Annotated in this window: 24 protein-coding genes; 13 read left to right on the top strand and 11 right to left on the bottom strand. The window is 71.7% G+C overall.

The window, feature by feature from the left end; all coding sequences use genetic code 11:
* Window positions 1–224 precede the first annotated feature (224 nt).
* The gene (locus M4J07_RS34835) at window positions 225–833 is read left to right on the top strand and encodes a PH domain-containing protein (RefSeq protein WP_255978722.1); all 609 of its coding nucleotides are present in this window, start codon (window positions 225–227) and stop codon (window positions 831–833) included.
* Window positions 834–845: 12 nt separating this feature from the next.
* Here the strand turns inward: M4J07_RS34835 and M4J07_RS34830 are convergent, their stop codons facing one another.
* The 4 genes from M4J07_RS34830 to M4J07_RS34815 form a co-directional block, all read right to left on the bottom strand.
* The gene (locus M4J07_RS34830; RefSeq protein WP_255978720.1) at window positions 846–2,042 is read right to left on the bottom strand and encodes a glycosyltransferase family 39 protein; all 1,197 of its coding nucleotides are present in this window, start codon (window positions 2,040–2,042) and stop codon (window positions 846–848) included.
* 128 nt (window positions 2,043–2,170) lie between these two features.
* Window positions 2,171–3,826: a phospho-sugar mutase gene (locus M4J07_RS34825; RefSeq protein WP_255978718.1), complete on the bottom strand. Its 1,656-nt coding sequence runs from the start codon at window positions 3,824–3,826 to the stop codon at window positions 2,171–2,173.
* A gap of 39 nt (window positions 3,827–3,865) precedes the next feature.
* Window positions 3,866–4,690, bottom strand: a complete 825-nt coding sequence (locus tag M4J07_RS34820; protein WP_255978716.1) for a purine-nucleoside phosphorylase — start codon at window positions 4,688–4,690, stop codon at window positions 3,866–3,868.
* A gap of 316 nt (window positions 4,691–5,006) precedes the next feature.
* Window positions 5,007–5,444, bottom strand: coding sequence for a gamma-glutamylcyclotransferase (locus tag M4J07_RS34815; RefSeq protein ID WP_255978714.1), 438 nt, complete (start codon window positions 5,442–5,444; stop codon window positions 5,007–5,009).
* A 131-nt stretch (window positions 5,445–5,575) separates the two neighbouring features.
* Between M4J07_RS34815 and M4J07_RS34810 the strand changes: the two genes are divergently transcribed.
* Together M4J07_RS34810 and M4J07_RS34805 are read left to right on the top strand one after the other, a co-directional pair.
* Window positions 5,576–7,024, top strand: a complete 1,449-nt coding sequence (locus M4J07_RS34810) for an NAD(P)H-quinone dehydrogenase (protein ID WP_255978712.1) — start codon at window positions 5,576–5,578, stop codon at window positions 7,022–7,024.
* Between the two features lie 175 nt (window positions 7,025–7,199).
* The gene (locus tag M4J07_RS34805; RefSeq protein WP_255978710.1) at window positions 7,200–8,153 is read left to right on the top strand and encodes a DeoR/GlpR family DNA-binding transcription regulator; all 954 of its coding nucleotides are present in this window, start codon (window positions 7,200–7,202) and stop codon (window positions 8,151–8,153) included.
* 20 nt (window positions 8,154–8,173) lie between these two features.
* On the opposite strand, the gene M4J07_RS34800 is transcribed toward M4J07_RS34805, so the two are convergent.
* Window positions 8,174–8,722: a TetR/AcrR family transcriptional regulator gene (locus M4J07_RS34800; RefSeq protein WP_255978726.1), complete on the bottom strand. Its 549-nt coding sequence runs from the start codon at window positions 8,720–8,722 to the stop codon at window positions 8,174–8,176.
* A gap of 202 nt (window positions 8,723–8,924) precedes the next feature.
* Window positions 8,925–10,697 (bottom strand): acetyl/propionyl/methylcrotonyl-CoA carboxylase subunit alpha, encoded by a 1,773-nt coding sequence (locus M4J07_RS34795; protein ID WP_255978707.1) that lies wholly within the window; start codon window positions 10,695–10,697, stop codon window positions 8,925–8,927.
* 363 nt (window positions 10,698–11,060) lie between these two features.
* Between M4J07_RS34795 and M4J07_RS34790 the strand changes: the two genes are divergently transcribed.
* Window positions 11,061–11,537, top strand: coding sequence for a hypothetical protein (locus tag M4J07_RS34790; protein ID WP_374215138.1), 477 nt, complete (start codon window positions 11,061–11,063; stop codon window positions 11,535–11,537).
* Here the strand turns inward: M4J07_RS34790 and M4J07_RS34785 are convergent.
* The 4 genes from M4J07_RS34785 to M4J07_RS34770 form a co-directional block, all read right to left on the bottom strand.
* Window positions 11,509–12,120, bottom strand: coding sequence for a Maf family protein (locus M4J07_RS34785; protein ID WP_255978701.1), 612 nt, complete (start codon window positions 12,118–12,120; stop codon window positions 11,509–11,511). The genes M4J07_RS34790 and M4J07_RS34785 overlap by 29 nt on opposite strands.
* Window positions 12,121–12,152: 32 nt before the next feature.
* Entirely contained in the window at window positions 12,153–12,281 is a 129-nt protein-coding gene (mmpB, locus tag M4J07_RS34780; RefSeq protein WP_255978698.1) for a morphogenic membrane protein MmpB, read from the bottom strand.
* 107 nt (window positions 12,282–12,388) lie between these two features.
* A complete protein-coding gene (locus M4J07_RS34775) occupies window positions 12,389–12,595 on the bottom strand; it encodes an acyl-CoA carboxylase epsilon subunit (RefSeq protein ID WP_255978695.1) in 207 nt (68 codons plus the stop codon).
* Between the two features lie 11 nt (window positions 12,596–12,606).
* Window positions 12,607–14,217, bottom strand: coding sequence for an acyl-CoA carboxylase subunit beta (locus tag M4J07_RS34770; protein WP_255978692.1), 1,611 nt, complete (start codon window positions 14,215–14,217; stop codon window positions 12,607–12,609).
* A 145-nt stretch (window positions 14,218–14,362) separates the two neighbouring features.
* Between M4J07_RS34770 and M4J07_RS34765 the strand changes: the two genes are divergently transcribed.
* From M4J07_RS34765 to hutH, 5 genes are all read left to right on the top strand, one after another.
* Complete coding sequence (locus M4J07_RS34765; protein ID WP_255978689.1) at window positions 14,363–15,235, top strand: biotin--[acetyl-CoA-carboxylase] ligase; 873 nt, start codon at window positions 14,363–14,365, stop codon at window positions 15,233–15,235.
* 234 nt (window positions 15,236–15,469) lie between these two features.
* Window positions 15,470–16,582, top strand: coding sequence for an adenylate/guanylate cyclase domain-containing protein (locus tag M4J07_RS34760; RefSeq protein ID WP_255978686.1), 1,113 nt, complete (start codon window positions 15,470–15,472; stop codon window positions 16,580–16,582).
* A gap of 40 nt (window positions 16,583–16,622) precedes the next feature.
* On the top strand, window positions 16,623–17,432 hold the full coding sequence (locus M4J07_RS34755) for an enoyl-CoA hydratase/isomerase family protein (protein ID WP_255978683.1): 810 nt from the start codon (window positions 16,623–16,625) through the stop codon (window positions 17,430–17,432).
* A 76-nt stretch (window positions 17,433–17,508) separates the two neighbouring features.
* On the top strand, window positions 17,509–18,663 hold the full coding sequence (locus tag M4J07_RS34750; protein ID WP_255978680.1) for a GGDEF domain-containing protein: 1,155 nt from the start codon (window positions 17,509–17,511) through the stop codon (window positions 18,661–18,663).
* Window positions 18,664–18,756: 93 nt separating this feature from the next.
* Window positions 18,757–20,295 (top strand): histidine ammonia-lyase, encoded by a 1,539-nt coding sequence (gene hutH, locus M4J07_RS34745; protein ID WP_255978724.1) that lies wholly within the window; start codon window positions 18,757–18,759, stop codon window positions 20,293–20,295.
* Between the two features lie 149 nt (window positions 20,296–20,444).
* On the opposite strand, the gene M4J07_RS34740 is transcribed toward hutH, so the two are convergent.
* The gene (locus M4J07_RS34740; protein WP_255978677.1) at window positions 20,445–20,732 is read right to left on the bottom strand and encodes a hypothetical protein; all 288 of its coding nucleotides are present in this window, start codon (window positions 20,730–20,732) and stop codon (window positions 20,445–20,447) included.
* Between the two features lie 109 nt (window positions 20,733–20,841).
* Between M4J07_RS34740 and M4J07_RS34735 the strand changes: the two genes are divergently transcribed.
* The 4 genes from M4J07_RS34735 to M4J07_RS34720 form a co-directional block, all read left to right on the top strand.
* Complete coding sequence (locus M4J07_RS34735; RefSeq protein WP_255978674.1) at window positions 20,842–21,180, top strand: hypothetical protein; 339 nt, start codon at window positions 20,842–20,844, stop codon at window positions 21,178–21,180.
* Window positions 21,181–21,449: 269 nt separating this feature from the next.
* Window positions 21,450–22,718: a L,D-transpeptidase gene (locus M4J07_RS34730; protein WP_255978670.1), complete on the top strand. Its 1,269-nt coding sequence runs from the start codon at window positions 21,450–21,452 to the stop codon at window positions 22,716–22,718.
* Window positions 22,719–22,859: 141 nt separating this feature from the next.
* Window positions 22,860–24,335: an ABC transporter permease gene (locus M4J07_RS34725; RefSeq protein ID WP_255978667.1), complete on the top strand. Its 1,476-nt coding sequence runs from the start codon at window positions 22,860–22,862 to the stop codon at window positions 24,333–24,335.
* Window positions 24,336–24,368: 33 nt separating this feature from the next.
* Window positions 24,369–24,773 (top strand): ABC transporter ATP-binding protein (locus M4J07_RS34720; RefSeq protein WP_255978664.1); only part of this gene is annotated, 405 nt, incomplete at its 3' end.

Raw genomic sequence — 24,773 nt, 5'->3', positions numbered from 1 at the left:
CAGCCCCGCGCCCCTGAGATGCGCACTTCGTGCGGCATCTCCCCGGCCCGGGAAGGCCGCGCGTCAGCGCATGCCTTCAGGGGCGCGGGGCTGTGCCGATCAGCGGCTCCGCCGCGGAGCGCGAGAAGCCCCACCGGCCCGCAGCCGCCCGCGAGGCCGCGACCCGCGGCGGCGCGGAGGCCCAGCCGGTCAAGCTCAGCGCAGCGTCAGGCAGAATCGGGGCCATGACGAGCGAAACCACGTCCCCGGACCGCATCTACCGGTCACCCGCCGGCATCGCGGGCGGCGTCGTGCTGCTCGCCCTGGGCGCCTGGCTCGGCGCCGACGCGGTGATCAGCGGTGCGGGCCGCACCCCGTGGCTGGCGCTCGCCGGACTGCTCTTCGCCGTGCCGCTGGTCGTCGCGTTCACGATCCGCCCCGCCGTCTTCGGCAACGACGACCGGCTCCGCGTCCGCAACCCGTTCCGCATGATCACGCTGCCCTGGGCGGCGGTCGCGGACTTCCGGTCCAGCTACTCCAACGAGGTGTTCGACCAGGCCGGCACCAAGTACCAGCTCTGGTCGATCCCGGTCTCGCTGCGCGCCCGCCGCAAGGCGCAGCGCAGCCAGATGCGGGCCGAGACCCGGCAGGCCCGCAACCCCTCGGCCACGGCCTCCGCGCCGTCGCCCGGCCCCTCGTCCGACCAGGCCATGCAGGAGCTGCGCGAGCTGCACGAGGCCCGCGCCGCGGCGACGACGTCGCAGGGCGAGCCGACGGTCCGCTGGGCCTACGAGATCATCGCCCCGGCCGCCGCGGGCGGCGTGCTCCTGCTCGTCCTCCTGCTGCTGGGCTGAGGACGCCCGCCCTCACGGGGCGCTCGGCCACACCAGGATCATGTAGCCCCCGCAGTACGCCGCGCAGAGCACTGCCCCCGTCACCCCGAGCACCAGGAACCGCCGCTGCGCCCGGGCCAGCACCAGGGCCAGCGGCAGCAGCAGCGGGAAGGCGGGGAGCAGGAAGCGGGCGCGTGAGAAGTAGACGCCGCCGCTGCCCAGCGTGATCACGAGCAGCAGGCCGGTGAAGATCAGCAGCGGCAGCGGCTGGCGGTCCCAGAGCGAGAGCAGGAACAGGACCACCGAGGCGAGCAGCGTCACCGTCACCATCACCAGGAAGAGCTCGGGCGTCGAGTCGTACGCGAGGAACTCCCGCATCCGGCGCAGCGTCTCGACGCCGCCGTCCAGCTCGTTGTGCCACAGCCGCTGCACGGCGAAGTAGCCGTCCCAGCGGTGCAGGCGCAGGCCGACCCAGCTCACGTAGGCGAGCCAGCCGAGCGGCGCGAGCAGCACCCCGGTGAGGACCCGTGCGGAGAAGCGGCGGCGCAGCGCGAGCAGCCCGCACAGGCCGACCGCCGCCGCGAGCGCGATGCCGGTCGGCCGGGTCAGGCCGGAGAGCGCGGCGAGGGCGCCCGCCCACACCCACCGGCCGGTCAGCACGGCGTACAGGGACCAGGCCGCGAACGCCGTGAACAGCGGTTCGGTGTACCCCATCCACTGGACGATGCCGACGGGCAGACAGGCCCACAGGAAGGTCAGCAGGATGCCGACGCGGCGGCCGTGCAGCCGGTCGCCGACGGCGAAGATCCCCCATGCCGCGGGGAACGAGCAGACCCCCGCCAGGATCAGGCCGACGGTCGCGCGCGAGCCCGGGGTCACGGCGGCGAGCGCCTTGACCAGGTACGGGTAGAGCGGGAAGAACGCGAGGTTGTTCGCGTCGTACTCGGTGCCGAGCGTGCGCTCGTAGCCGTGGTCGGCGATACCGAGGTACCACTTCGAGTCCCAGTCCGCGGCGAGCGCGGGCCAGATGCCGTGGCCCTCCTTGTGCGCCCACACGCCGAAGACGAGGAGGACGAAGACGCGGACGGCCGCGTAGGCGAGGAGAGCGGGGGCCGCCCGTCGCAGGGAGCGGGTGACGCGGGTGCGGATGCCGGTGATCGCGGTGCCCGGGGCCGGGCGGCTGCGGCGTGCCTTCGGGAGAAGGGGGGCCTCGGTTGCGGTCGGGGGCACGTCTGCGGCTCCTGGGGGTCGGGCGGTTCGGCGGGGGCAACGTTCCCGTTGCGCCCCGCCGTTGTCGCCCTCCCTTGCGTCAACTGACCCGCAGGAATCACTCGTCCGTGTGGCTGGGCCCCCTGTGGCTAGATGCCGGCCGCGGCCGACAGGTCCCGCTTGAGGGCCGCCAGGCGCTGTGCCGCCTCGGTCCGCGCCGCGGGCAGGCCCGCCCGCTCGGCGACCGGCACGACGACCTCCAGGTAGCACTTCAGCTTGGGCTCCGTGCCGGAGGGGCGGACGATGACGCGGGCCCCGTCCAGCGCGTAGCGCAGACCGTCCGTCGGGGGCAGCCCGCCGGCGCCCGCCGACAGGTCCTCCGCCGACGTCACCGCGAGACCGGCCAGCTCCGCCGGCGGCTGCTCGCGCAGCCGGTGCATGGCGGCGGCGATCACCGACAGGTCGTCCACCCGCACGCTCAGCTGGTCCGTGGCGTGCAGACCGTGGGCGAGCGCCAGGTCGTCGAGCGCGTCCAGGAGCGTACGGCCCTGCTCCTTCAGCCCGCTCGCCAGCTCGGCCACCAGGAGCGCGGCCGTGATGCCGTCCTTGTCGCGCACGCCCTCGGGGTCGACGCAGTAGCCGAGCGCCTCCTCGTAGCCGTAGCGCAGGCCCTCGACCCGGGCGATCCACTTGAAGCCGGTCAGCGTCTCCTCGTACGGCAGCGAGGCCGCCTCGGCGATCCGGCCGAGCAGCGACGACGAGACGATCGACTCGGCGAGCACGCCCGTGACGCCCCGCTTCACCAGGTGCGCGGCCAGCAGCGCGCCCACCTCGTCGCCGCGCAGCATCCGCCAGGCGTCGCCGTCGCGGACGGCGACGGCGCAGCGGTCCGCGTCCGGGTCGTTGGCGATGATCAGGTCCGGTGCCTCGGACAGGGCGCGGGCCGTCGCGAAGGACAGGTCCATCGCGCCCGGCTCCTCCGGGTTCGGGAACGCGACCGTCGGGAAGTCCGGGTCGGGCTCGGCCTGTTCCGGCACGAGCACCGGCTCGGGGAAACCCGCCCGGGCGAACGCCGCGAGGAGCGTGTCCTTGCCGACGCCGTGCATCGCCGTGTAGACGGTGCGGGCCGTGCGCGCGGAGCCCGGCGCCAGGACCGCGTCCGTGCGCGCCAGGTACGCCGTCAGGACCTCGTCGCCGAGCGTCTCCCAGCCCGACTCCGCGCGCGGCACGTCGTCGAGCGAGACGACCGCGTCGATCTCGGCGGCGATCTCCGCGTCCGCGGGCGGCACGATCTGCGAGCCGTCCCCGAGGTAGACCTTGTAGCCGTTGTCCCGCGGCGGGTTGTGGGACGCCGTGACCTCGACGCCCGCGACCGCACCCAGGTGCCGTATGGCGAAGGCGAGCACGGGAGTGGGCAGCGGGCGGGGGAGGATCGCGGCGCGCAGCCCCGCGCCCACCATCACCGCGGCCGTGTCCCGCGCGAAGTCCGCCGACTTGTGGCGCGCGTCGTAGCCGATCACGACCACGCCGTCGGTCTGCCCCTTGGCCTTCAGGTACGCGGCCAGGCCGGCGGCCGCCCGGATGACCACGGCACGGTTCATCCGCATCGGGCCCGCGCCCAGCTCGCCGCGCAGACCGGCCGTGCCGAACTGCAGCGTGCCCGAGAAGCGCTCGCCGAGGGCCGCCAGGTCCCCGGCCCCGATGAGCTCGGCCAGCTCCTCGCGGGTCTCGGGGTCGGGGTCCTCCGCCAGCCAGGTCTTCGCCCGGTCGAGCAGTTCGCTGCCAGATACGGTCACGGTTCGCATTCCTTCAGACGTCAGACGTACGGGTTCAGACGTACGGGTTCAGAGCTTGGCGAGGACCTGGGTCAGCAGTTCGCCCATGCGGACGGCCGAGTCGCGGCCGGCCTGGAGGACCTCTTCGTGGTTCAGCGGCTCGCCGGACAGGCCCGCGGCCAGGTTCGTCACCAGGGAGATGCCGAGCACCTCGGCGCCCGCCTCGCGGGCCGCGATGGCCTCCAGCGTGGTGGACATGCCGACCAGGTCCGCGCCGAGGATGCCGGCCATCCGGACCTCGGCGGGGGTCTCGTAGTGCGGGCCGGGGAACTGGGCGTAGACGCCCTCCTCCAGCGACGGGTCGATCTCCTGGCACAGCGTGCGCAGGCGCGGCGAGTACAGGTCGGTGAGGTCGACGAAGTTCGCGCCGACGATCGGCGACGTGGCCGTCAGGTTGATGTGGTCGGAGATGAGGACCGGCTGGCCGGGGCGCATGCCCTCGCGCAGACCGCCGCAGCCGTTCGTCAGCACGATGGTCTTGCAGCCCGCGGCGGCGGCCGTGCGCACGCCGTGCGCGACAGCGGCGACCCCGCGGCCCTCGTAGTAGTGGGTGCGGCCGAGGAAGACCAGGGCGCGCTTCTCCCCGACCTGGTACGAGCGGACCTTGCCGCCGTGGCCCGCCACCGCGGCGCCGGTGAAGCCGGGCAGCTCGGTGAAGGGGAACTCGGCGGCCGGCGCGCCGAGCGCCTCGGCGGCGGGCGCCCAGCCGGAGCCCATCACGAGGGCGACGTCGTGGGTCTCGGCACCGGTGAGTTCGCGCAGGCGCGCGGCGGCGGTGTCGGCGGCGGCGTAAGGGTCGCCCTGGAGGTGGTCCGGAGTAAGCGATGCGTTCACGCGCTTGAGGGTAGCCGCTCACGTCCTACGCGCGTAGATGTCGATGGGCCCGGTCTTGCGATCGTTGTCTTGTCGTTTCCGACGAACCGCTCCGCTCGGGGGGTCGGAATCGCGCCGTGGAGCTGGTTCGCGGTGGACGGGTGCGGGTTTCGTCGTGGCCGGTCGCGCAGTTCCCCGCGCCCCTGAGATGCGCACCTTCGGTGCGGCATCTCCCCGTGGGGAAGCCTGCGCGCAGCGCATGCCTTCAGGGGCGTGAGAAGCCCCCACCGGCCCGCACCCGCGAACGCGGCGGAAAGAAACGCAGCGGAAAGACCGGTCAGCAAGGGCGCTTGCGCAGCTCCATCACGTAGTCGTGGGGGGCGCCCGCGGACTCCGCCGCGTCGGCGATCTCGCCCAGGTACCGCGCGGACGGCAGACCGCCCTCGTATCCGTTCAGTACGTACACCCACGCGGGCTCCTCGCCCTCCAGGGTGTCGATGCGCACCCGCATCCGCCGGTAGATGTCGAGGCCGACACCCTCCCAGCGGTCCATGGACTCCTCGTCCATCGGAGCGATGTCGTACAGCGCGACGAAGACCTGCGACCTGGGTGCCTCCACGACCGTGGCGAGCGCACCCTCCCAGCCCATGTGCTCGCCCCCGAACGTCAGCCGCCAGCCGTTCAGCCAGCCCGTCGCGCGCAGCGGCGAGTGCGGAGCGCGGCGCGTCATGAGCCGCGGGTCGAGATTGCCGGCGTACGCGGCGTAGAGCGACATGAGGTCGAGGGTACGTCAGACGGCTCATCCGTCCCGTACGGAACGGAGGCACCCCCTCTTAAGAGGGGAGACGCGTGTGCGGCACCCGGACGGGGGCCCCGGCTCGGTGGGGGCTTGAAGCGTGCGGGACAATGGAGTACGTGACTCGGATCGTGATCATTGGCGGCGGACCTGGCGGATACGAGGCGGCACTGGTGGCCGCCTCGCTCGGCGCGGAGGTGACCGTCGTCGACTGCGACGGTCTGGGCGGGGCGTCGGTGCTCACCGACTGCGTGCCGTCGAAGACCCTGATCGCGACGGCCGAGGTGATGACCACCTTCGACTCCTCGTACGAGGAGCTGGGGATCATCGTCGAGGACGACACCCCGGACCCGGACTCCCCGGCCCGCGTCGTCGGCGTCGACCTCGGCAAGGTCAACCGCCGGGTGAAGCGCCTCGCGCTCGCCCAGTCCCACGACATCACCGCCTCCGTCACCCGGGCCGGCGCCCGCGTGCTGCGCGGCCGCGGCCGCCTCGACGGCCAGCAGGACCTCGACGGCTCCCGCAAGGTGATCGTCACCGCCGCCGACGGCACCGAGGAGACCCTCGTCGCCGACGCCGTGCTGATCGCGACCGGCGGCCACCCGCGCGAGGTCCCCGACGCGCAGCCCGACGGCGAGCGCATCTTCAACTGGACGCAGGTGTACGACCTGGAGGAGCTCCCCGAGGAGCTCATCGTGGTCGGTTCCGGTGTCACCGGCGCCGAGTTCGCCGGTGCCTACCAGGCGCTCGGCTCGAAGGTCACCCTCGTCTCGTCGCGCGACCGCGTGCTGCCGGGCGAGGACCCGGACGCCGCCGCCGTCCTGGAGGACGTCTTCCGGCGCCGCGGCATGAACGTCATGGCCCGCTCCCGCGCCGCCTCCGCCAAGCGGGTCGGCGACCGTGTCGAGGTCACCCTCGCCGACGGCCGGGTCATCTCCGGCACGCACTGCCTGATGGCGGTCGGCGCGATCCCCAACAGCGAGGGGCTCGGCCTGGAGGGCGCCGGCGTCAAGGTGAAGGACTCCGGGCACATCTGGACCGACAAGGTCTCGCGCACGACCGCTCCCGGTGTGTACGCGGCCGGTGACGTGACCGGCATCTTCGCCCTCGCCTCGGTGGCGGCCATGCAGGGCCGCATCGCGATGTACCACTTCCTGGGCGACGCGGTGGCGCCGCTGAACCTGAAGACCGTGTCGTCGAACGTGTTCACCGACCCCGAGATCGCCACGGTCGGCGTCTCGCAGGCCGACGTCGACGGCGGGAAGTTCGACGCCCGCGTCGTCAAGCTGCCGCTGCTGCGCAACCCGCGCGCGAAGATGCAGGGCATCCGGGACGGCTTCGTCAAGATCTTCTGTCGCCCGGGCACCGGCATCGTGGTCGGCGGCGTGGTCGTCGCGCCGCGCGCTTCGGAACTGATCCACCCCATCTCGATCGCGGTCGACAACAATCTGACGGTCGAACAGATCGCGAACGCGTTCACCGTGTACCCCTCGCTTTCGGGCTCGATCGCCGAAGTGGCCCGGCAGTTGCACACGCGGAAGATCGCCGAAGAGGGCTGACGCTCCGTAACCGGCCCCAGGTCACGGTGAGTTGCGGCCCATGCGGGTGGCATAGGCGCAGTGGGTAAACACCCCCGCTGCGCCTATACCACTTCCAGGGCAGTTGTGCGAACAGAACCTGTAATTCGGCGCAAACAGCTGAAAGCAGACGGTCGTTGGGGTTACTGTCAGTTTCGTGTTCGCTGCAGAACGTCGTCAATTGATCCTCGAAATGGTGCGAGCCAATGGAGCGGTATCGCTCCGGGAGCTCGCCCGCGTCGTCCAGACCTCCGAAGTGACCGTACGGCGGGACGTGCGCGCACTGGAGGCAGAAGGACTCCTGGACCGCCGGCACGGCGGTGCGGTATTGCCGGGCGGATTCACGCGGGAATCCGGCTTTCCGCAGAAGTCACATCTCGCGACCGCAGAGAAGACGGCCATCGCCGATCTCGCCGCGGGTCTCGTCGAAGAGGGCGAGGCCATCGTGGTGGGCGCGGGGACGACCACGCAGGAGCTGGCCCGCCGGCTCGCGCGTGTGCCGGGCCTGACCGTCGTCACCAACTCCCTTCTGGTGGCCCAGGCGCTGGCCCATGCCAACCGCGTCGAGGTCGTCATGACCGGTGGCACGCTGCGGGGTTCCAACTACGCACTGGTGGGCAGCGGGGCCGAGCAGTCCCTGCAGGGCCTGAGAGTGTCCCGGGCGTTCCTGTCCGGGAGCGGTCTCACGGCCGAGCGAGGGCTCTCCACGTCCAACATGCTGTCGGCTTCCGTGGACCGGGCGCTCGTCCAGGCCGCGGCGGAGGTCGTCGTGCTCGCGGATCACTCCAAGCTCGGGACGGACACCATGTTCCAGACCGTGCCGACCGACGTGATCACGCGGCTCGTCACCGACGAACCGCCCGCGCACGACGACCGGGCCGCCACGGAGCTCCAGGCGCTGGCCGACCAGGGCGTACAGATCGCCGTCGCGGGGGCGGGGCCTTCGTCGGCGGGGGGCGGTGATCCCGTCCCGGCGCGGCAGCCGCGCCGGGATGTGCCGCTCCCCGGCCAGCGCCGCCTCCCGTCCGGTGGCCACCCGCTCAGGAACGCGGCGACGCTCGACGCCACACCCGAGCGCTCCGCACGAGTGGCCGATCTGCGGCGCCGCTAGCTCCAGCGCCGCCCGCGCCCCTAGGGCGCGGTAATGCCTCGCAGCGTCAGCTTGAGGAGCCGGTCCGCCAGATCCGGGTCCGAGGGAGTCTCCTCCGCCGCGAGCGCGATCGCGTTCGTCAGCTGGAGCAGGTCGGTGATGGAGACGTCGTCGCGGACCGCGCCGGAGGCCTGCGCCCGGGACAGCAGCGCCTGCCCGGCCTCGCGCATCGGCGTGCTGCACCGCGCGAGTGCCGAACTCGCGTCCTGGGAAGCCGACATGAGGGCCCGGGACAGCCCCCGGTACTCGCTCGCGTGCGTGATGATCTCGCGCAGCCACGCGACGAGCGCCGCGCACGGCTGCGGCGCGTCGAGCAGGGCGCGGGAGCGGGCCAGCAGATCACTGACCGCCTCCTCGAAGACGGCGCTCATCAGTGCGTGCCGGTTCGGGAAGTGCCGGTACAGCGTGCCGATGCCGACGCCCGCGCCGCGCGCCACGTCCTCCAGGGACGCCCCGGTGCCGTGCTCCGCGAACGCCGTGCGGGCCTGCGTGAGCAGCCGCTCGTAGTTGCGGCGGGCGTCCGCCCGCATAGGGCGGCCGCGATCGTGGTCGGTGCCGGTCGTCATCGGGCCTCCCTGGGCGTGCGCGGGCCTCCAAGGATGCCCGATCGGGCCGGTGCGGAGGGACCGGTCACCGCAGTGGCGTCGACCACGGCGGAACGTGGCCGGGGAAACGGCCGGGGGCCCGCCGACCGCACAGGTCGACGGGCCCCCGGCCGGAACCGGTCGGACGTCAGTCCTTGATCTCGCAGATCACCGCACCGGAGGTGAGCGAGCCGCCGACCTCCGCCGAAAGGCCCTTGATGGTGCCGGACTTGTGGGCGTTGAGCGGCTGCTCCATCTTCATGGCCTCGAGGACGACGACGAGGTCGCCCTCCTTGACCTCCTGGCCCTCCTCGACGGCGACCTTGACGATCGTGCCCTGCATCGGGGACGCGAGGGAGTCGCCGGAGGCGGCCGGGCCGGACTTCTTCGCCGCGCGGCGCTTCGGCTTGGCGCCCGCCGCGAGACCGGTGCGCGCGAGGGACATGCCGAGCGACGACGGGAGGGAGACCTCCAGGCGCTTGCCGCCGACCTCGACGACGATCGTCTCGCGGTCGCCGTCCTCCTCGTCCGCGTCGGCACCGGCCGGGGCGAACGGCTTGATGTCGTTGACGAACTCGGTCTCGATCCAGCGGGTGAAGATCGTGAACGGGTCCGTGCCACCGGTCAGTTCGGGCGCGAACGCCGGGTCGGTGACCACCTTGCGGTGGAACGGGATGGCGGTCGCCATGCCCTCGACGTCGAACTCCGCGAGCGCGCGGGCGGCCCGCTCCAGGGCCTCCTTGCGGGTGCGGCCGGTGACGATCAGCTTGGCGAGCAGCGAGTCCCACGCCGGGCCGATGACCGAGCCGGACTCGACGCCTGCGTCCAGGCGGACACCGGGACCGCTGGGCGCCTCGAACTTGGTGACGGTGCCGGGCGCGGGCAGGAAGCCCCGGCCCGGGTCCTCGCCGTTGATGCGGAACTCGAAGGAGTGACCGCGCAACTGCGGGTCGCCGTAGCCCAGTTCCTCACCGTCGGCGATCCGGAACATCTCGCGCACCAGGTCGATGCCCGCGACCTCCTCGGTCACCGGGTGCTCGACCTGCAGACGCGTGTTGACCTCCAGGAAGGAGATCGTGCCGTCCGCGCCGACCAGGAACTCGACGGTGCCCGCGCCGACGTAGCCGGCCTCCTTCAGGATCGCCTTGGAGGCCGAGTACAGCTCCTCCACCTGGGCGTCCGACAGGAACGGCGCCGGAGCCTCCTCCACCAGCTTCTGGTGGCGGCGCTGCAACGAGCAGTCACGGGTCGAGACGACCACGACGTTGCCGTGGCTGTCGGCCAGGCACTGGGTCTCGACGTGCCGCGGCTTGTCCAGGTACCGCTCGACGAAGCACTCGCCGCGACCGAAGGCGGCGACCGCCTCGCGGACGGCCGAGTCGTAGAGCTCCGGCACCTCTTCGAGGGTGCGGGCGACCTTCAGACCGCGACCGCCGCCACCGAAGGCGGCCTTGATCGCGATGGGCAGGCCGTGCTCCTCGGCGAACGCGACGACCTCGTCGGCGCCCGCGACCGGGTCCGGCGTACCGGCGACCAGCGGGGCTCCCGCGCGCTGCGCGATGTGACGGGCCGCCACCTTGTCACCCAGGTCCCGGATCGCCTGCGGCGGCGGTCCGATCCAGATCAGGCCGGCATCCAGCACGGCCTGGGCGAACTCCGCGTTCTCCGACAGGAATCCGTAGCCCGGGTGGATGGCGTCCGCGCCGGAGTCCTTGGCTGCCTGCAACACCTTCTCGATGTCCAGGTAGCTGGTGGCCGGGGTGTCACCGCCCAGCGCGAAGGCCTCGTCGGCCGCACGGACATGCAGAGCGTCCCGGTCCGGCTCGGCGTAGACGGCAACGCTCGCGATCCCGGCGTCCCGGCACGCCCGGGCCACGCGGACAGCGATTTCGCCACGGTTGGCGATGAGCACCTTGCGCACGATGGCTCCCTCCTTGAAACAAGCCGAGTTTAGGGACAGCCGACACGGGCTTACGACCCGTCCCCAATGGTGAGCTTGCCCACACGGAGTGTGACTCGAGGCCCGCTCGGTCCGTGAAATCCCTTGTCGTGCCTGGATGTGCGGGACTCCTCGGTGGAACCCTAACCCCCGAATGTGGTCAAGGTCTCTGTGAGACCGCGCTGCGGCCGGTCGGCATTCTTTGTGGAGTCCCTACGAATGGCCCAACGATTCTTTGCCTTCGGCAGAACCCTTGTCCGGAGGTTTACCCGTTAGTAGCGTTCGCGATGTCTCGAACGTACTTGGGGTAACAGCAGCAGCCGTACTGGAAAGTGGGTGGGACCGGTGGCGCGCAGACCGGTGGCGTGGGTGGCCGCGATCGTGCTCTTCGCCGAGGCGTTCGGGATCGTGCTCCTGAACTGGTTCCTCGGCCTGGTCGTCGACCGGCAGGACATGTCCCTGGCCGGGCTCGACCCGCGGGCGATGTCGGCCGGGGCGTGGATCGCGGGCGGACTGTTCGGGCTCTATCTGCTGGTGTGCGGCATCGTCCTGGTGCGGGCCGCGGTCACCGACCGGGCGCCGGGCGGCTTCGGGCGCATCCTGCTGATCAGCGCGGCCGTGGTGCACGGCCTGCTCGGTGCGTTCGCGATCGGCCTGGTGGGCTGGCTCGCCTTCGTGTTCATGATGGTCGTGCTCGCCCTGATCGTGCTGACGCTGGTGGCCTACGACCGGCACGAGAACGCCGAGGGCGGCGGGGAGAAGAACGGTCCCGCCACCCCGCCGGCCCCGCCCGCTAGCTCGCCGGAGCCCACAACTCCGTGATGCCGACGCCCAGTTGACCGAGGAGACGGCGGACCAGCGGCAGCGAGAGACCGATCACGTTGCCGTGGTCGCCGTCGATGCCGTCGATGAAGGGGGCCGAGCGCCCGTCGAGCGTGAACGCGCCCGCCACGTGGAGCGGCTCGCCGGTCGCCACGTACGCGGCGATCTCCGCGTCGCTCGGCTCGCCGAAGCGGACGACCGTGGAGGCGGTGCCGGAGGCGTACCGGCCGCTCGCCGTGTCGTACACGCAGTGCCCGGTCTGCAGCGTCCCCACGCGGCCGCGCATCGCCTTCCAGCGGGCCGTGGCCTCCTCGGCGTCCGCCGGCTTGCCCAGCGCCTCGCCGTCCAGGTCGAGCACGGAGTCGCAGCCGATCACGATCGCGTCGTGCGCCTCGGGGCGGGCCGCCACGACGGAGGCCTTGGCCTCGGCCAGGGCGAGGGCGAGTTCGGCAGGGGTCGGGGCCGTCACGGCGTCCTCGTCGACGCCGCTGACGATCACCTCCGGCGCGAAGCCGGATTGACGCAGCAGGCCCAGGCGGGCGGGGGACTGGGAGGCCAGGATGAGGCGGGGCTGAGCGGTCATGCGGGCCAGCGTAACGGCGGCCGGGACAGCCCCTAGAACACGCCGAGGACCAGCATCACGACGAACATCGCAAGAGCCAGCACGAAACCCGCACGGCGCAGCATCTCCTGCGTCTCGTGGAGCTCCTTCGGCGGCTCGTTCTCGGGATCTGACCACAGCACGACACCGATACTGCGGCGCGCGTGCGAAGGGCGCCTGAGTACGCGTACTCAGGCGCCCCGGTGCGAAGGGACTAATTAGTTCCGCTCGCGGGTTCCGCCGGCCGGTCCTAGCCCGGCCAGAACGAGCGGCTCCAGCTCGTCGGCCCCGGCGCCGGCAGCCGGTGCGCGGCGATCCGGGACGGGTCCGCCCACGCGTCCCGCTCGGCCGCGGCGGCCGGGGCACCGGACACCGCCGCGGCGCGGGCCTGGACCACCGCCAGTGCGGCGGCCAGCTCCTCGGGTGTGGGGTTGCCCCGTACGACCTTGATCATCATGACGGCGCTCCTTAGAGGGGGATGTTGCCGTGCTTCTTCGGCGGCAGGCTCTCCCGCTTCGTCCGCAGCTGGCGCAGACCCCTGACGACGTGGGCGCGGGTGTCGGACGGCATCACGACCGCGTCGATGTAGCCGCGCTCGGCCGCCGTGTACGGGTTGAGGAGCGTGTCCTCGTACTCCTGGATGAGGCGGGCCCTGGTCTCCTCGACGTTCCCGTCGGCCTCGGCCGCCGCGATCGTCTTGCGGTGCAGGATGTTGACCGCGCCCTGCGCGCCCATCACCGCGATCTGCGCGGTGGGCCAGGCCAGGTTCAGGTCGGCGCCCAGGTGCTTGGAGCCCATGACGTCGTACGCGCCGCCGAACGCCTTGCGCGTGATGATCGTGATCAGCGGGACGGTCGCCTCGGCGTACGCGTAGATCAGCTTGGCGCCGCGCCGGATGATGCCCGTGTGCTCCTGCTCGACGCCCGGCAGGAAGCCCGGCACGTCGACGAAGGTCAGCACCGGCACGTTGAAGGCGTCACACGTGCGGACGAACCGGGCGGCCTTCTCGGACGCGTCGATGTCCAGGCAGCCGGCGAACTGCATCGGCTGGTTGGCGACGATGCCGACCGGGCGGCCCTCGACCCGGCCGAAGCCGGTCAGGATGTTCGGCGCGAACAGCGACTGCGTCTCGAAGAACTCGGCGTCGTCCAGGACGTGTTCGATCACCGTGTGCATGTCGTACGGCTGGTTCGCGCTGTCCGGGATGAGCGTGTCGAGCTCCCGGTCCTCGTCCGTGAGCGCCAGGTCCGCCTCCTCCGGGAAGGCGGGCGGCTCGCTCAGGTTGTTCGACGGCAGGTACGACAGCAGCGACTTGACGTACTCGATGGCGTCCTTCTCGTCACCCGCCATGTGGTGCGCCACGCCGGAGGCCGAGTTGTGGGTACGCGCGCCGCCGAGCTCCTCGAAGCCGACGTCCTCACCGGTGACCGTCTTGATGACGTCGGGTCCCGTGATGAACATGTGCGACGTCTGGTCGACCATGACCGTGAAGTCGGTGATGGCCGGGGAGTACACGGCGCCGCCTGCGCACGGCCCGACGACCAGGCTGATCTGCGGGATGACGCCCGACGCGTGCGTGTTGCGGCGGAAGATCTCGCCGTACATGCCGAGGGCCATGACGCCCTCCTGGATCCGCGCGCCGCCCGAGTCGTTGATGCCGACGACCGGACAGCCCGTCTTCAGGGCGAAGTCCATCACCTTCATGATCTTCTGGCCGAAGACCTCGCCGAGGGCACCGCCGAACACGGTGAAGTCCTGCGAGAACACCGCGACCGGCCGGCCGTCGACCGTGCCGTAACCGGTCACGACGCCGTCGCCGTACGGCTTGTTGGCCTCCAGGCCGAAGTCCGTCGAGCGGTGCCGGGCGAACTCGTCGAGCTCCACGAAGGAGTCCTCGTCGAGCAGCAGCTCGATCCGCTCACGGGCCGTCAACTTGCCCTTGGCGTGCTGCTTCTCGACCGCACGGGCCGACCCCGCGTGCGTCGCCTCGTCGATCCGGCGCCGCAGGTCCTCGATCTTGCCTGCGGTGGTGTGGATGTCGGGCTTAGCGGCCTCTGCGGCCTGTTCCAACTCGGACATCGGGATGCGGCTCCCTGCCTGACTCGACGCTGCTCACGGGGGACGGTTGGGTGTATGGGGAATTCAACTGGGGCTACTGACTCGTAGGGTAGTGGCGCGAATACCGTTCGGCAGTGCGGTGTTTGCCACACCTAGGCTGGGTTGCATGACGCCGCGAGATGGTTCAGACGTGCACGACAACCGCTGGTCGGACTTGGACCGGCCGCCGCTGGCCGCGACGGGCCTGCGCAGGTCCCTCGTACGGGACGGAGGACTGTGGTCGTCCGTGGAGGTGGTGCCCCGTACCGGCTCCACGAACACGGATCTGGTGGCACGGGCCGTGGCCGGCACCGCCGACGAGGGCGCCGTGCTCGTCGCCGAGGAGCAGAGCGAGGGCCGCGGGCGGCTCGACCGGCGCTGGTCGGCACCGCCCCGCTCGGGCCTCTTCTTCTCGGTCCTCGTCAAGCCGGGCGAGCACGAGGTGCCGGTCGAGCGGTGGGGGTGGCTGCCGCTGCTCACCGGGGTCGCCGTCGCCACCGCGCTGTCCTCGGCGGCCGGCGTCGACACGGCGCTGAAGTGGCCGAACGACCTGCTGCTCACCGTCGGCGACGAGGAGCGCAAGGCCGGCGGGATCCTCGCGGAGCGGGCCGGGGCGGACGCCGTCGTGATCGGCATCGGGCTCAACGTGTCGCTGCGCGCGGAGGAGCTGCCGGTGCCCGGGGCCGGGTCGCTGGCGCTGGCCGGGGCGAAGGTGCTGGACCGGGAGCCGTTGCTGCGGGCCGTTCTGCGGTCGTTCGAGCGGTGGTACGTCGAGTGGTGCGCGGCGGAGGGTGATCCCGCCCTGTCCCGGCTCCAGGAGACGTACGCGGCCGGCTGCGCCACGCTCGGCCGGCAGGTGCGGGCGATGCTGCCGGGGGACCGGGAGCTGGTGGGCGAGGCGGTGGCCGTGGACGGTGACGGGCGGCTCGTCATCGCCACGCCGTCCGGTGACCGGGAGCCGGTCGGGGCGGGCGACATCGTCCACCTGCGGCCCGCGTAGGTTCGTTCGTCCGCGGCTGCGTGGGGGCTGGTCGCGCAGTTCCCCGCGCCCCTGAGATGCGCACTGCGTGCGGCATCTCCCCTGGGCCCCACGTACCCGCACTCGCCCACCTGGGAGAAAGTGGCACCCCAATGGGCGGAGTCCCTTCCGCAGGGAGTGACCTGGGGCACAGGGGCTGCCGTAGAGTTGAGGCCGGTCGATACCTGACCGCGGCAGATCGGAAGGGCAGCAGGCGTGACCGTCGACGACTCGGGCTCCGGCACGGGCGCCCAAGCCGACCCCGAGAAGCCGGAGGGGGAGACAGAAGACCCCCTCGCGTTGCGGCTCGAAGGGCTCATCCTCGGCGCCGAGCGCCGCTACACACCGTTCCAGGCGGCCCGCAGCGCGGGCGTCTCCGTGGAGCTGGCCACCCGCTTCTGGCGGGCCATGGGCTTCGCCGACATCGGGCAGGCCAAGGCCCTCACCGAGGCCGACGTGCTGGCGCTGCGCCGGCTGTCCGGCCTGGTCGAGGCGGGACTGCTCAGCGAGGCGATGGCCGTCCAGGTCGCCCGGTCGACCGGGCAGACCACGGCCCGGCTCGCCGAGTGGCAGATCGACTCCTTCCTGGAGGGGCTGACCGAGCCCCCGGAACCGGGCATGACCCGCACCGAGGTCACGTATCCGCTGATAGAGCTGCTCCTGCCCGAGCTGGAGGAGTTCCTCGTCTACGTGTGGCGGCGGCAGCTCGCCGCGGCGACCGGGCGGGTCGTGCAGGCCGGTGACGACGAGGAGATGGTGGACCGGCGGCTCGCCGTCGGGTTCGCCGACCTGGTCGGGTTCACGCGGCTGACCCGGCGGATGGAGGAGGAGGAGCTCGGCGAGCTCGTCGAGGCCTTCGAGACCACCGCCGCCGACCTGGTCGCGGCGCACGGCGGGCGCCTGATCAAGACGCTCGGCGACGAAGTGCTGTTCGCCGCGGACGACGCGGGCACGGCCGGCGAGATCGCGCTGCGCCTGATCGAGACGATGAGCAACGACGAGACGATGCCGGAGCTGCGCGTCGGCATGGCCTTCGGGACCGTCACCACGCGCATGGGCGACGTGTTCGGCACCACCGTGAACCTCGCGAGCCGGCTCACGTCGATAGCGCCACGGGACGCCGTGCTCGTCGACGGCGCCTTCGCCGAGGAGCTGGTGCGCACCGCGGAGGCGCCCGCGTCCGAGGCCGAGGCCACCGCCGCGGCGGAGAAGGCGGAGCAGGACGGCGAGGCGGCGCCGAGCTACCGGTTCGCGCTCCAGCCCATGTGGCAGCGCCCGGTGCGCGGCCTCGGCGTCGTCGAGCCCTGGACGCTGACCCGGCGCACCTGACATCTTGACGGTTAACTGGCGTTAACCGGAAGGGCGAGTCATGGGTGATGAGCAGCGGTTCGGGGAGTTCGTGGCCGTACGGCGGCACGAGAACGGGCACGTCGCCGAGCTGGTGCTCGACCGGCCCAAGGCCATGAACGCGGTCTCCAGCGACATGGCGCGCTCCATCGGCGCCGCGTGCGCGTGGCTGGAGGGCCCGGACGGGCGGGACGTCCGGGCCGTCGTCGTCACGTCCAGCCACGAGCGGGCCTTCTGCGTCGGCGCCGACCTGAAGGAGCGCAACTCCTTCTCCGACGCCGAGCTGGTGCGTCAGCGGCCCGTGGCCCGCGCCGCGTACACGGGCGTGCTGGAACTCCCGATGCCGACGATCGCCGCCGTGCACGGGTTCGCGCTGGGCGGCGGCTTCGAGCTGGCCCTCGCCTGCGATCTGATCGTGGCCGACGCGACGGCCGTGGTCGGGCTTCCGGAGGTGTCGGTCGGGGTGATTCCCGGCGGTGGCGGTACGCAGCTGCTGCCGCGCCGCGTCGGGGCCGCGCGGGCCGCCGAGCTGATCTTCTCGGCGCGGCGCGTGGAGGCCGCGGAGGCCGGTGCGCTGGGGCTCGTGGACCAGGTGGTGGAGGCGGGGCAGGACCGTGCCGAGGCGCTGGCGCTCGCCGCGCGGATCGCCGCGAACTCGCCGGTCGGGCTGCGGGCCGCCAAGCGGGCGCTGCGGCTCGGGCACGGGCTCGACCTGCGGGCGGGCCTGGACGTGGAGGACGCGGCGTGGCGGTCGGTGGCGTTCTCCGGCGACCGGGCCGAGGGCGTGGCCGCCTTCAACGAGAAGCGCAAGCCGCAGTGGCCGGGTGAGTGACCCCGTTCCGGGGCGGGACACCGGTACGGGTGTACTGAATTCACCGAAATGCCGGAAAGCTTCCTAGCCTGGAGAGGTGGGTGAGGACGACCGGCTGCGGGCCGTGGTGGCGCTTGCGCAGGGGATGGCCGCTGCGCAGTCCCCGCGCGAGTCCTGGCGGGCGGCGGCCCTCGGCGCCTGTCGCGCGCTGTCGGGCAGTTTCGCGGCGCTCTCCGTGTGGGAGCGCGAGCACGGCCGGCTGCGGGTCCTCGTCAACGTGGGCGAGCGGGCCGATGGCGAGGCGGAGTTCCCCGAGGACGAGACGTATCCGGTGCACCAGTTCCCGGAGATCACCGAGTTCCTGCACGAGCGGTGGGCCGGCGGCGGGGAGCCGGACGCCTGGGTCGAGACGGCGTCCGGGCCGATGGACCGGGCCGGGTACTGCCACCAGCGGGTGGCCGCGCTGCGGCGGCGCGGGCGCGGTTGCTGCGTCGTCGCGCCGATCGTGCTGCACGGGCGGGCCTGGGGTGAGCTGTACGTGGCGCGGCCGCTCGGGGCGCCCGTGTTCGGATCGCGCGACGCCGACTTCGCGACCGTGCTCGTCTCCGTCGTCGCGGCCGGGATCGCGCAGACCGAGCGCCTGGAGGAGGCCCGCAGGCTCGCCTTCACCGACGCCCTGACCGGACTCGCCAACCGGCGGGCCGTCGACATCCGGCTCGACCAGGCGGTGGAGCGGCACCGGGACGAGGGCGTCGTCGTCAGCCTGGTGGTGTGCGACCTGAACGGCCTCAAGCGGGTCAACGACACACTGGGCCACGCGCTCGGCGACCGGCTCCTCGAACGGTTCGGGTCGGTGCTCTCGCGGTGTGCGGCGATGCTGCCGGGAATGCTCGCGGCGCGGCTCGGCGGCGACGAGTTCTGTCTGCTCGCGGTGGGACCGTCCGCCGACGAGGTGGTCCGGGTCGGCGACGAGGTCTGCTCCCGGGCCGCCGAGCTGGACCTGGGCGAGGGCGTGGCGTGCGGGATCGCGTCGACCGGGGACCCGATCGGGGAGGTCAGGAGCGCGCGGCGGCTGTTCCGGCTCGCGGACGCCGCCCAGTACAAGGCGAAGTTCCTGCGCGCGGAGAAGCCGGTGGTGGCGGGCCGCGACGGGGGCCTCGACGACCCCATCGTGCGGCTCGCGGACTCTCCGCCGCCGGTCGCCGGGGACGGGGAGCGGCGCCGGATCCGGGGCATGGAGCCCGATCCGTAGGTCTTCGTCCGGGGCCTCACCTCGGGTAAGGGGCTCTCCTCGAACTCGGTCGTGACATCTTGAGATTCACTGCGTACGCTCCTGAATATGGATATGCACACTGTGGTGCTGGGGACCCATGGGGTCAGCGCGGACGACGTCGTCGCCGTGGCCCGGCGTAACGCCCGGATCGAACTGTCCGAAGAGGCCGTGGCCGCGCTGACCGCGGCCCGCGAGATCGTGGACGCGCTCGCCGCGAAGCCGGAGCCCGTCTACGGCGTCTCCACCGGCTTCGGCGCGCTCGCCACCCGGCACATCAGCACCGAGCTCCGCGCTCAGCTCCAGCGCAACATCGTGCGCTCGCACGCGGCCGGCATGGGCCCGCGCGTCGAGCGCGAGGTCGTGCGCGCGCTGATGTTCCTGCGGCTGAAGACGGTCTGCTCCGGGCACACCGGGGTCCGTCCCGAGGTCGCCCAGACCATGGCGGACGTGCTGAACGCGGGCATCACGCCGGTGGTGCACGAGTACGGATCGCTGGGCTGCTCCGGCGACCTCGCGCCGCTCAGCCACTGTGCGCTGACGCTCATGGGCGAGGGCGACGCCGAGGGGCCCGACGGGGTCGTGCGCCCCGCCGGTGAGCTGCTCGCCGAGCACGGCATCGCACCGGTCGAGCTCCGCGAGAAGGAAGGGCTCGCGCTGCTCAACGGCACGGACGGGATGCTCGGCATGCTCGTCATGGCGCTCGCCGACCTCGACAACCTCTTCAAGTCGGCCGACGTCACCGCCGCCCTGTCGCTGGAGGCGCTGCTCGGCACGGACAAGGTCCTCGCGCCCGAGCTGCACGCCATCCGCCCGCACCCCGGGCAGGCCGCGTCCGCCGCCAACATGCTGGCCGTGCTGAAGGGTTCGGGCCTCACCGGCCACCACCAGGACGACGCGCCGCGCGTCCAGGACGCCTACTCCGTGCGGTGCGCTCCGCAGGTCGCGGGCGCCGGGCGGGACACCATGGCGCACGCCCGGCTCGTCGCCGAGCGGGAGTTGGCGTCGGCCGTCGACAACCCGGTGGTGCTGCCGGACGGGCGCGTCGAGTCCAACGGCAACTTCCACGGGGCGCCCGTCGCCTACGTGCTCGACTTCCTCGCGATCGCCGCGGCCGACCTCGGGTCGATCGCCGAGCGGCGCACGGACCGGCTGCTCGACAAGAACCGGTCGCACGGGCTGCCGCCGTTCCTCGCGGACGACGCGGGCGTGGACTCGGGGCTGATGATCGCCCAGTACACGCAGGCGGCGCTGGTCAGCGAGATGAAGCGGCTGGCCGTGCCGGCCTCGGCCGACTCCATCCCGTCGTCCGCGATGCAGGAGGACCACGTGTCGATGGGGTGGTCGGCGGCGCGCAAGCTCCGTACGGCCGTGGACAATCTGACCCGGATCGTCGCCGTCGAGCTGTACGCGGCCACGCGGGGCGTGGAACTGCGGGAGGGGCTGACGCCGGCGCCGGCGTCCCGGGCGGTCATCGAGGCGGTGCGCTCCGCGGGGGTCGAGGGGCCGGGTCCTGACCGGTTCCTGGCGCCGGATCTGGCTGCGGCGGATGCGTTTGTGCGAAGTGGGGCGCTGGTCGCGGCCGTTGAGACGGTGACCGGGGCGTTGGCCTAGCCCGTACGCCGATTCGTCTGCCGGGTTGCTGGTGCGTCGGCGGGTGCGGCTCTCGTCGTGGCTGGTCGCGCAGTTCCCCGCGCCCCTGAGATGCGCACTGCGTGCGCCGTCTCAGGGGGCAGCGGGGTCCGGGGTGGAGCCCCGTGGGGTCAGAACGCCTCCGTCGCGCGGCCGCGGCGGACCGAGTACGTGACGAAACCCACGCCCAGGCCCAGGAACACGGAGCCGCCGACCACGTACGGGGTCGTGTCCACCGTGCCGGTGTCGGCCAGGCGGAGTTGGCGGTCCGACTGGGCGTCCACCGCGGCAGCGGTCTCGCGTTGGTCGGTCTGTGGTGCGTGCTCAGGGTTCGCCGTGGCATTGGGGACGAACCACAGGGCCCCCAACAGGGTCCCGGCGGCGGTGGCGGTGAGCAGTGATCGGCGTGCGGCGGACACGGAAGCGATCCCCCTTGTGGCGCTGGCGAATTGGCCGTGTCCGCTGATGTTAGTGAAAGGTGCGGGTCACGGGAAAGTCACGAGTGGAACGGGTCGTACGCTCCGCGGTATGAGCACTGATGAGACGTCACGTTTTGTTCGCCTGAAGGTGGAATTGGTCCTGGAGGTCGCCGACGTGGAGGCGCTGACCGGGGCCGCGTTGCAGCGGATCGCGGAGGACGAGGCGATGCCCGTCGAGGAGCGGGCGCACGCCGAGGGGGCCGTCCAGGAGGACGAGGCGGAGGCGATCGCGTATCTCGTGGATCCCTTCGACCTGGTCGGAGACGTACCGGGGGCCGAGCTCGTCCAGGCGTCGTGGTCCAGCGAGCAGGTCGACTACGACCCCGATTCGCCGGATTGGGACCTCGACGAGGATGATGACGGGGAGGACGGCGGGTCGCGCGTGTAGTGGTTGTCGGAACGGGTGACCCCGGGTGGCAACCGCCACCCGGGGTTTCGTCGTCCCAGTGGGGAGTCAGGGGCTCACCAGGGGTTCTGTTACCACTGGTGCACCCGTGGTCACGACCTCCGCCGACGTGGCGTCGCCCACATCGGGGCGATCTCGGGAACGGGATGAACCGGGCAGAGCGTTGTACAGGGGTATGGGGAACCCATGTGTTCTCCGTGACCTGACTCGGGGTAGTCGGGGAAGTCGGGAAGTCGGGGAAATCGGCGACTATGGAGAAGCGTGTGATGACGGACGGTAAGCGGCGCAAGGGTCTGATGGCCGCGTCCGCCCTGCTCGGCGGTGTACTGATGCTCTCTGCGTGCAGCGGGGGCGACGACGACTCCGGGTCGTCGGGTGGCGGCAAGAAGGAGTCGCAGCAGCAGGCCGACGAGGCCGCGGCGAAGAAGACCTCCGAGGCCGACATCAAGATCGCGCCCAAGGACGGCTCCGACAACGCGAGCATCAACAACGCCGCCAAGGTCACCGTGAGCAAGGGCACGCTCACCGACGTCACCATGACCACGGCCGACGGCACCGCCGTGGCCGGTCAGATATCGGCGGACAAGAAGAGCTGGAAGCCCACGAACCAGCTGGAGCGCGCGACCACGTACAAGATCGCCGCCGAGGCGAAGGACTCCGGCGGTCGCGCCGCGCACGAGAACGCGCAGTTCACGACGGTGTCCCCGACCAACAGCTTCATCGGCAACTTCACGCCGGAGGACGGTTCGACCGTCGGCGTCGGCATGCCCGTGTCGATCAACTTCGACAAGGCCATCACGAACAAGTCCGACGTGCAGTCCCACATCACCGTCTCCTCCAGCAGCGGCCAGGAGGTCGTCGGGCACTGGTTCAGCGCCAACCGCCTGGACTTCCGCCCCGAGGACTACTGGCAGGGCAACTCCACGGTCACCCTGAAGCTCGACCTCGACGGCGTCGAGGGCGCCGACGGCGTGACCGGTGTGCAGCAGAAGACCGTCACCTTCAAGATCGGGCGGAACCAGGTCTCCACGGTCGACGCCAAGACCAAGATGATGACCGTCACCCAGGACGGGAAGACGATCAAGACCATCCCGATCTCCGCCGGCTCGCCCGAGAACAAGACGTACGAGGGCCAGATGGTGATCTCCGAGAAGTTCAAGGAGACCCGGATGAACGGTGCGACGGTCGGCTTCACGGACGACGACGGCAAGGGCGAGTACGACATCAAGGACGTGCCGCACGCGATGCGCCTGTCGAACTCCGGCACGTTCATCCACGGCAACTACTGGGGCGCCAAGTCGATCTTCGGCTCGGCGAACACCAGCCACGGCTGCGTCGGTCTCGCCGACGCCAAGGGCGCCGGTGACTCCAGCACGCCGGGCGCCTGGTTCTACGACAACTCGATGGTCGGCGACGTCGTCGTCGTGAAGAACACCGGCGACAAGACCGTCCAGCCGGACAACGGTCTGAACGGCTGGAACCTGAGCTGGGCCGACTGGAAGGCCGGCTCCGCCGCCTGATCCGACCCGCCGCTCGCGACGAGCCCCGGTACGCGCCGCGTACCGGGGCTCGTCCGTTTCTCACCCCGGACCCGCCGGTCCTTATGAAGACCGCAGGTCATTCACAGCCCAGTGCCAAGCACCGTCCTTACTGTCCGCCTCATGTTCCTCACCTACCTCAGGCGTGAATTGAGGCGGCGCCGGAAGGCTGCCCTCGTCGTCGCCTCCGGGCTCGCGCTCGGCATCGCGCTTGTCATCACGGTCACGTCGGTCTCGGCCGGGATGAAGCAGGCCCAGAGCAAGGTCCTCGCCTCGCTCTACGGGCTCGGCACCGACATGACGGTGACCAAGGCGGCCCAGGCGCCGTCGAAGAACGGGGGAGACCGCCCCGACTTCTCGTTCGACGCCGACGGCGACGACGACTCCAGCAAGACGCAGTCGACCGACCGCGTCATGACCTCCGGCGGCCAGACGCTCAAGTCGTCGCTCGTCGACCAGGTCGCGGACCAGAAGGGCGTCGCGTCCGCGACCGGCGCGCTGACCCTCAACGTCATGAAGGTCTCCGGCCAGTTCAGCCAGGGCAAGGCCCAGAGCCAGAGCCAGGGCCAGGGCGGCCCCGGCGGCGGCGAAGGCGGCGGTCAGGGCGGAGTCCAGGGCGGCGGCGCGAACTTCGACGTCAACTCCTACTCCGTGTACGGCATCGACGTCGCGCACCAGGGCCTCGGCCCGCTCTCCACCATGGAGATCACCAAGGGCCGCACGTTCAAGGCGGCCGAGACGGACGCCGAGGTGGCCGTCCTGTCGAAGTCCTACGCCAAGGAGAACTCCAAGGCCGTCGGCGACACCCTCACCGTCAACAAGGTCAAGTACAAGATCGTCGGCATCGCGCAGGCGAGCAGCAGCGAGTCGAGCGGGGACGTCTATCTGCCGCTGAAGCAGGCGCAGACGCTCGCCGACGCCAAGAACAAGGTCTCCACGATCTATGTGAAGGCGAGCGACTCGCAGCAGATCGACACCGTCAAGGCGACGATCAAGAAGAACATCAGCGGGACCACGGTGACCACCTCCGCCGATCTCGCCGACACGGTCTCCGGTTCCCTGTCGACCGCCTCCGACCTCGCGTCCAGCGTGGGCAAGTGGCTCTCCGTCGTGGTGCTCGCGGCCGCCGTCCTGGTCGCCGCGCTGCTCACGTCGTCGGCGGTGTCGCGTCGCGTGCGGGAGTTCGGCACGCTCAAGGCGCTCGGCTGGAAGTCGGGGCGGGTCACCCGGCAGGTCGCCGGTGAGGCGATCGTCAACGGGCTCGTCGGTGGCGCCCTCGGCATCGCGCTCGGCCTCGCCGCCGCGTACGCCGTCACGGCCTTCAGCCCGACCCTGAGCGCGTCGCTGGGTTCGGCGGGCGGCTCGGGCGGCGGCCCCGGCGGGGGCGGTCCCGGTGGCGGCATGGGCGGCGGTCCGGGCGGCGGAGGCGGCCAGTCCGCTGCCGGCACCATCGACGTCGCCCTGTCCGCGCCCGTCAGCCTCGGCACGATCGGCCTCGCCGCCGCGCTCGCCGTCGCGGGCGGTCTGATCGCCGGGGCGTTCGGCGGCTGGCGGGCCTCCCGGCTGCGCCCCGCGGACGCGCTGCGCCGCGTCGAGTAGTCCCGACCGCCCCACCCCCGACAGGAGTTCACCATGTACGAACTGCGTGGCGTGACCAAGCAGTACAAGCGAGGCAAAGAGACCGTCGACGCCCTGCAAGGCGTCGATCTGACCGTCGAGGACGGCGGTCGGCTCGTCATCCAGGGCCCCACCGGCGGGGGCAAGTCGACGCTGCTGCAGATGCTCGGCGGCCTCGACCGGCCGACGGCCGGCAGCGTCGAGCTCGGCGGCGTCGACCTCGCGAAGCTCTCCGAGACGAAACTGACGAAGGTGCGGGCCGAGTCCATCGGCTTCGTCTTCCAGTCCTTCAATCTCATTCCGACGCTGAACGCGCAGGAGAATGTGGAGACCGCGCTGGTCCCGCTGGGGTTGAAGGTCGCCGACCGGCGTGAGCGGGCGGCGGAGGCGTTGAAGTCGGTGGGTCTGGGGGAGCGGCTG

This window comes from Streptomyces longispororuber (assembly GCF_024448165.1).
Classification (GTDB): Bacteria; Actinomycetota; Actinomycetes; order Streptomycetales; family Streptomycetaceae; genus Streptomyces; species Streptomyces longispororuber_A.
The sequence above is the reverse complement of the archived record's forward strand: the minus strand, read 5'-3'. Positions and strand labels throughout refer to the sequence as shown.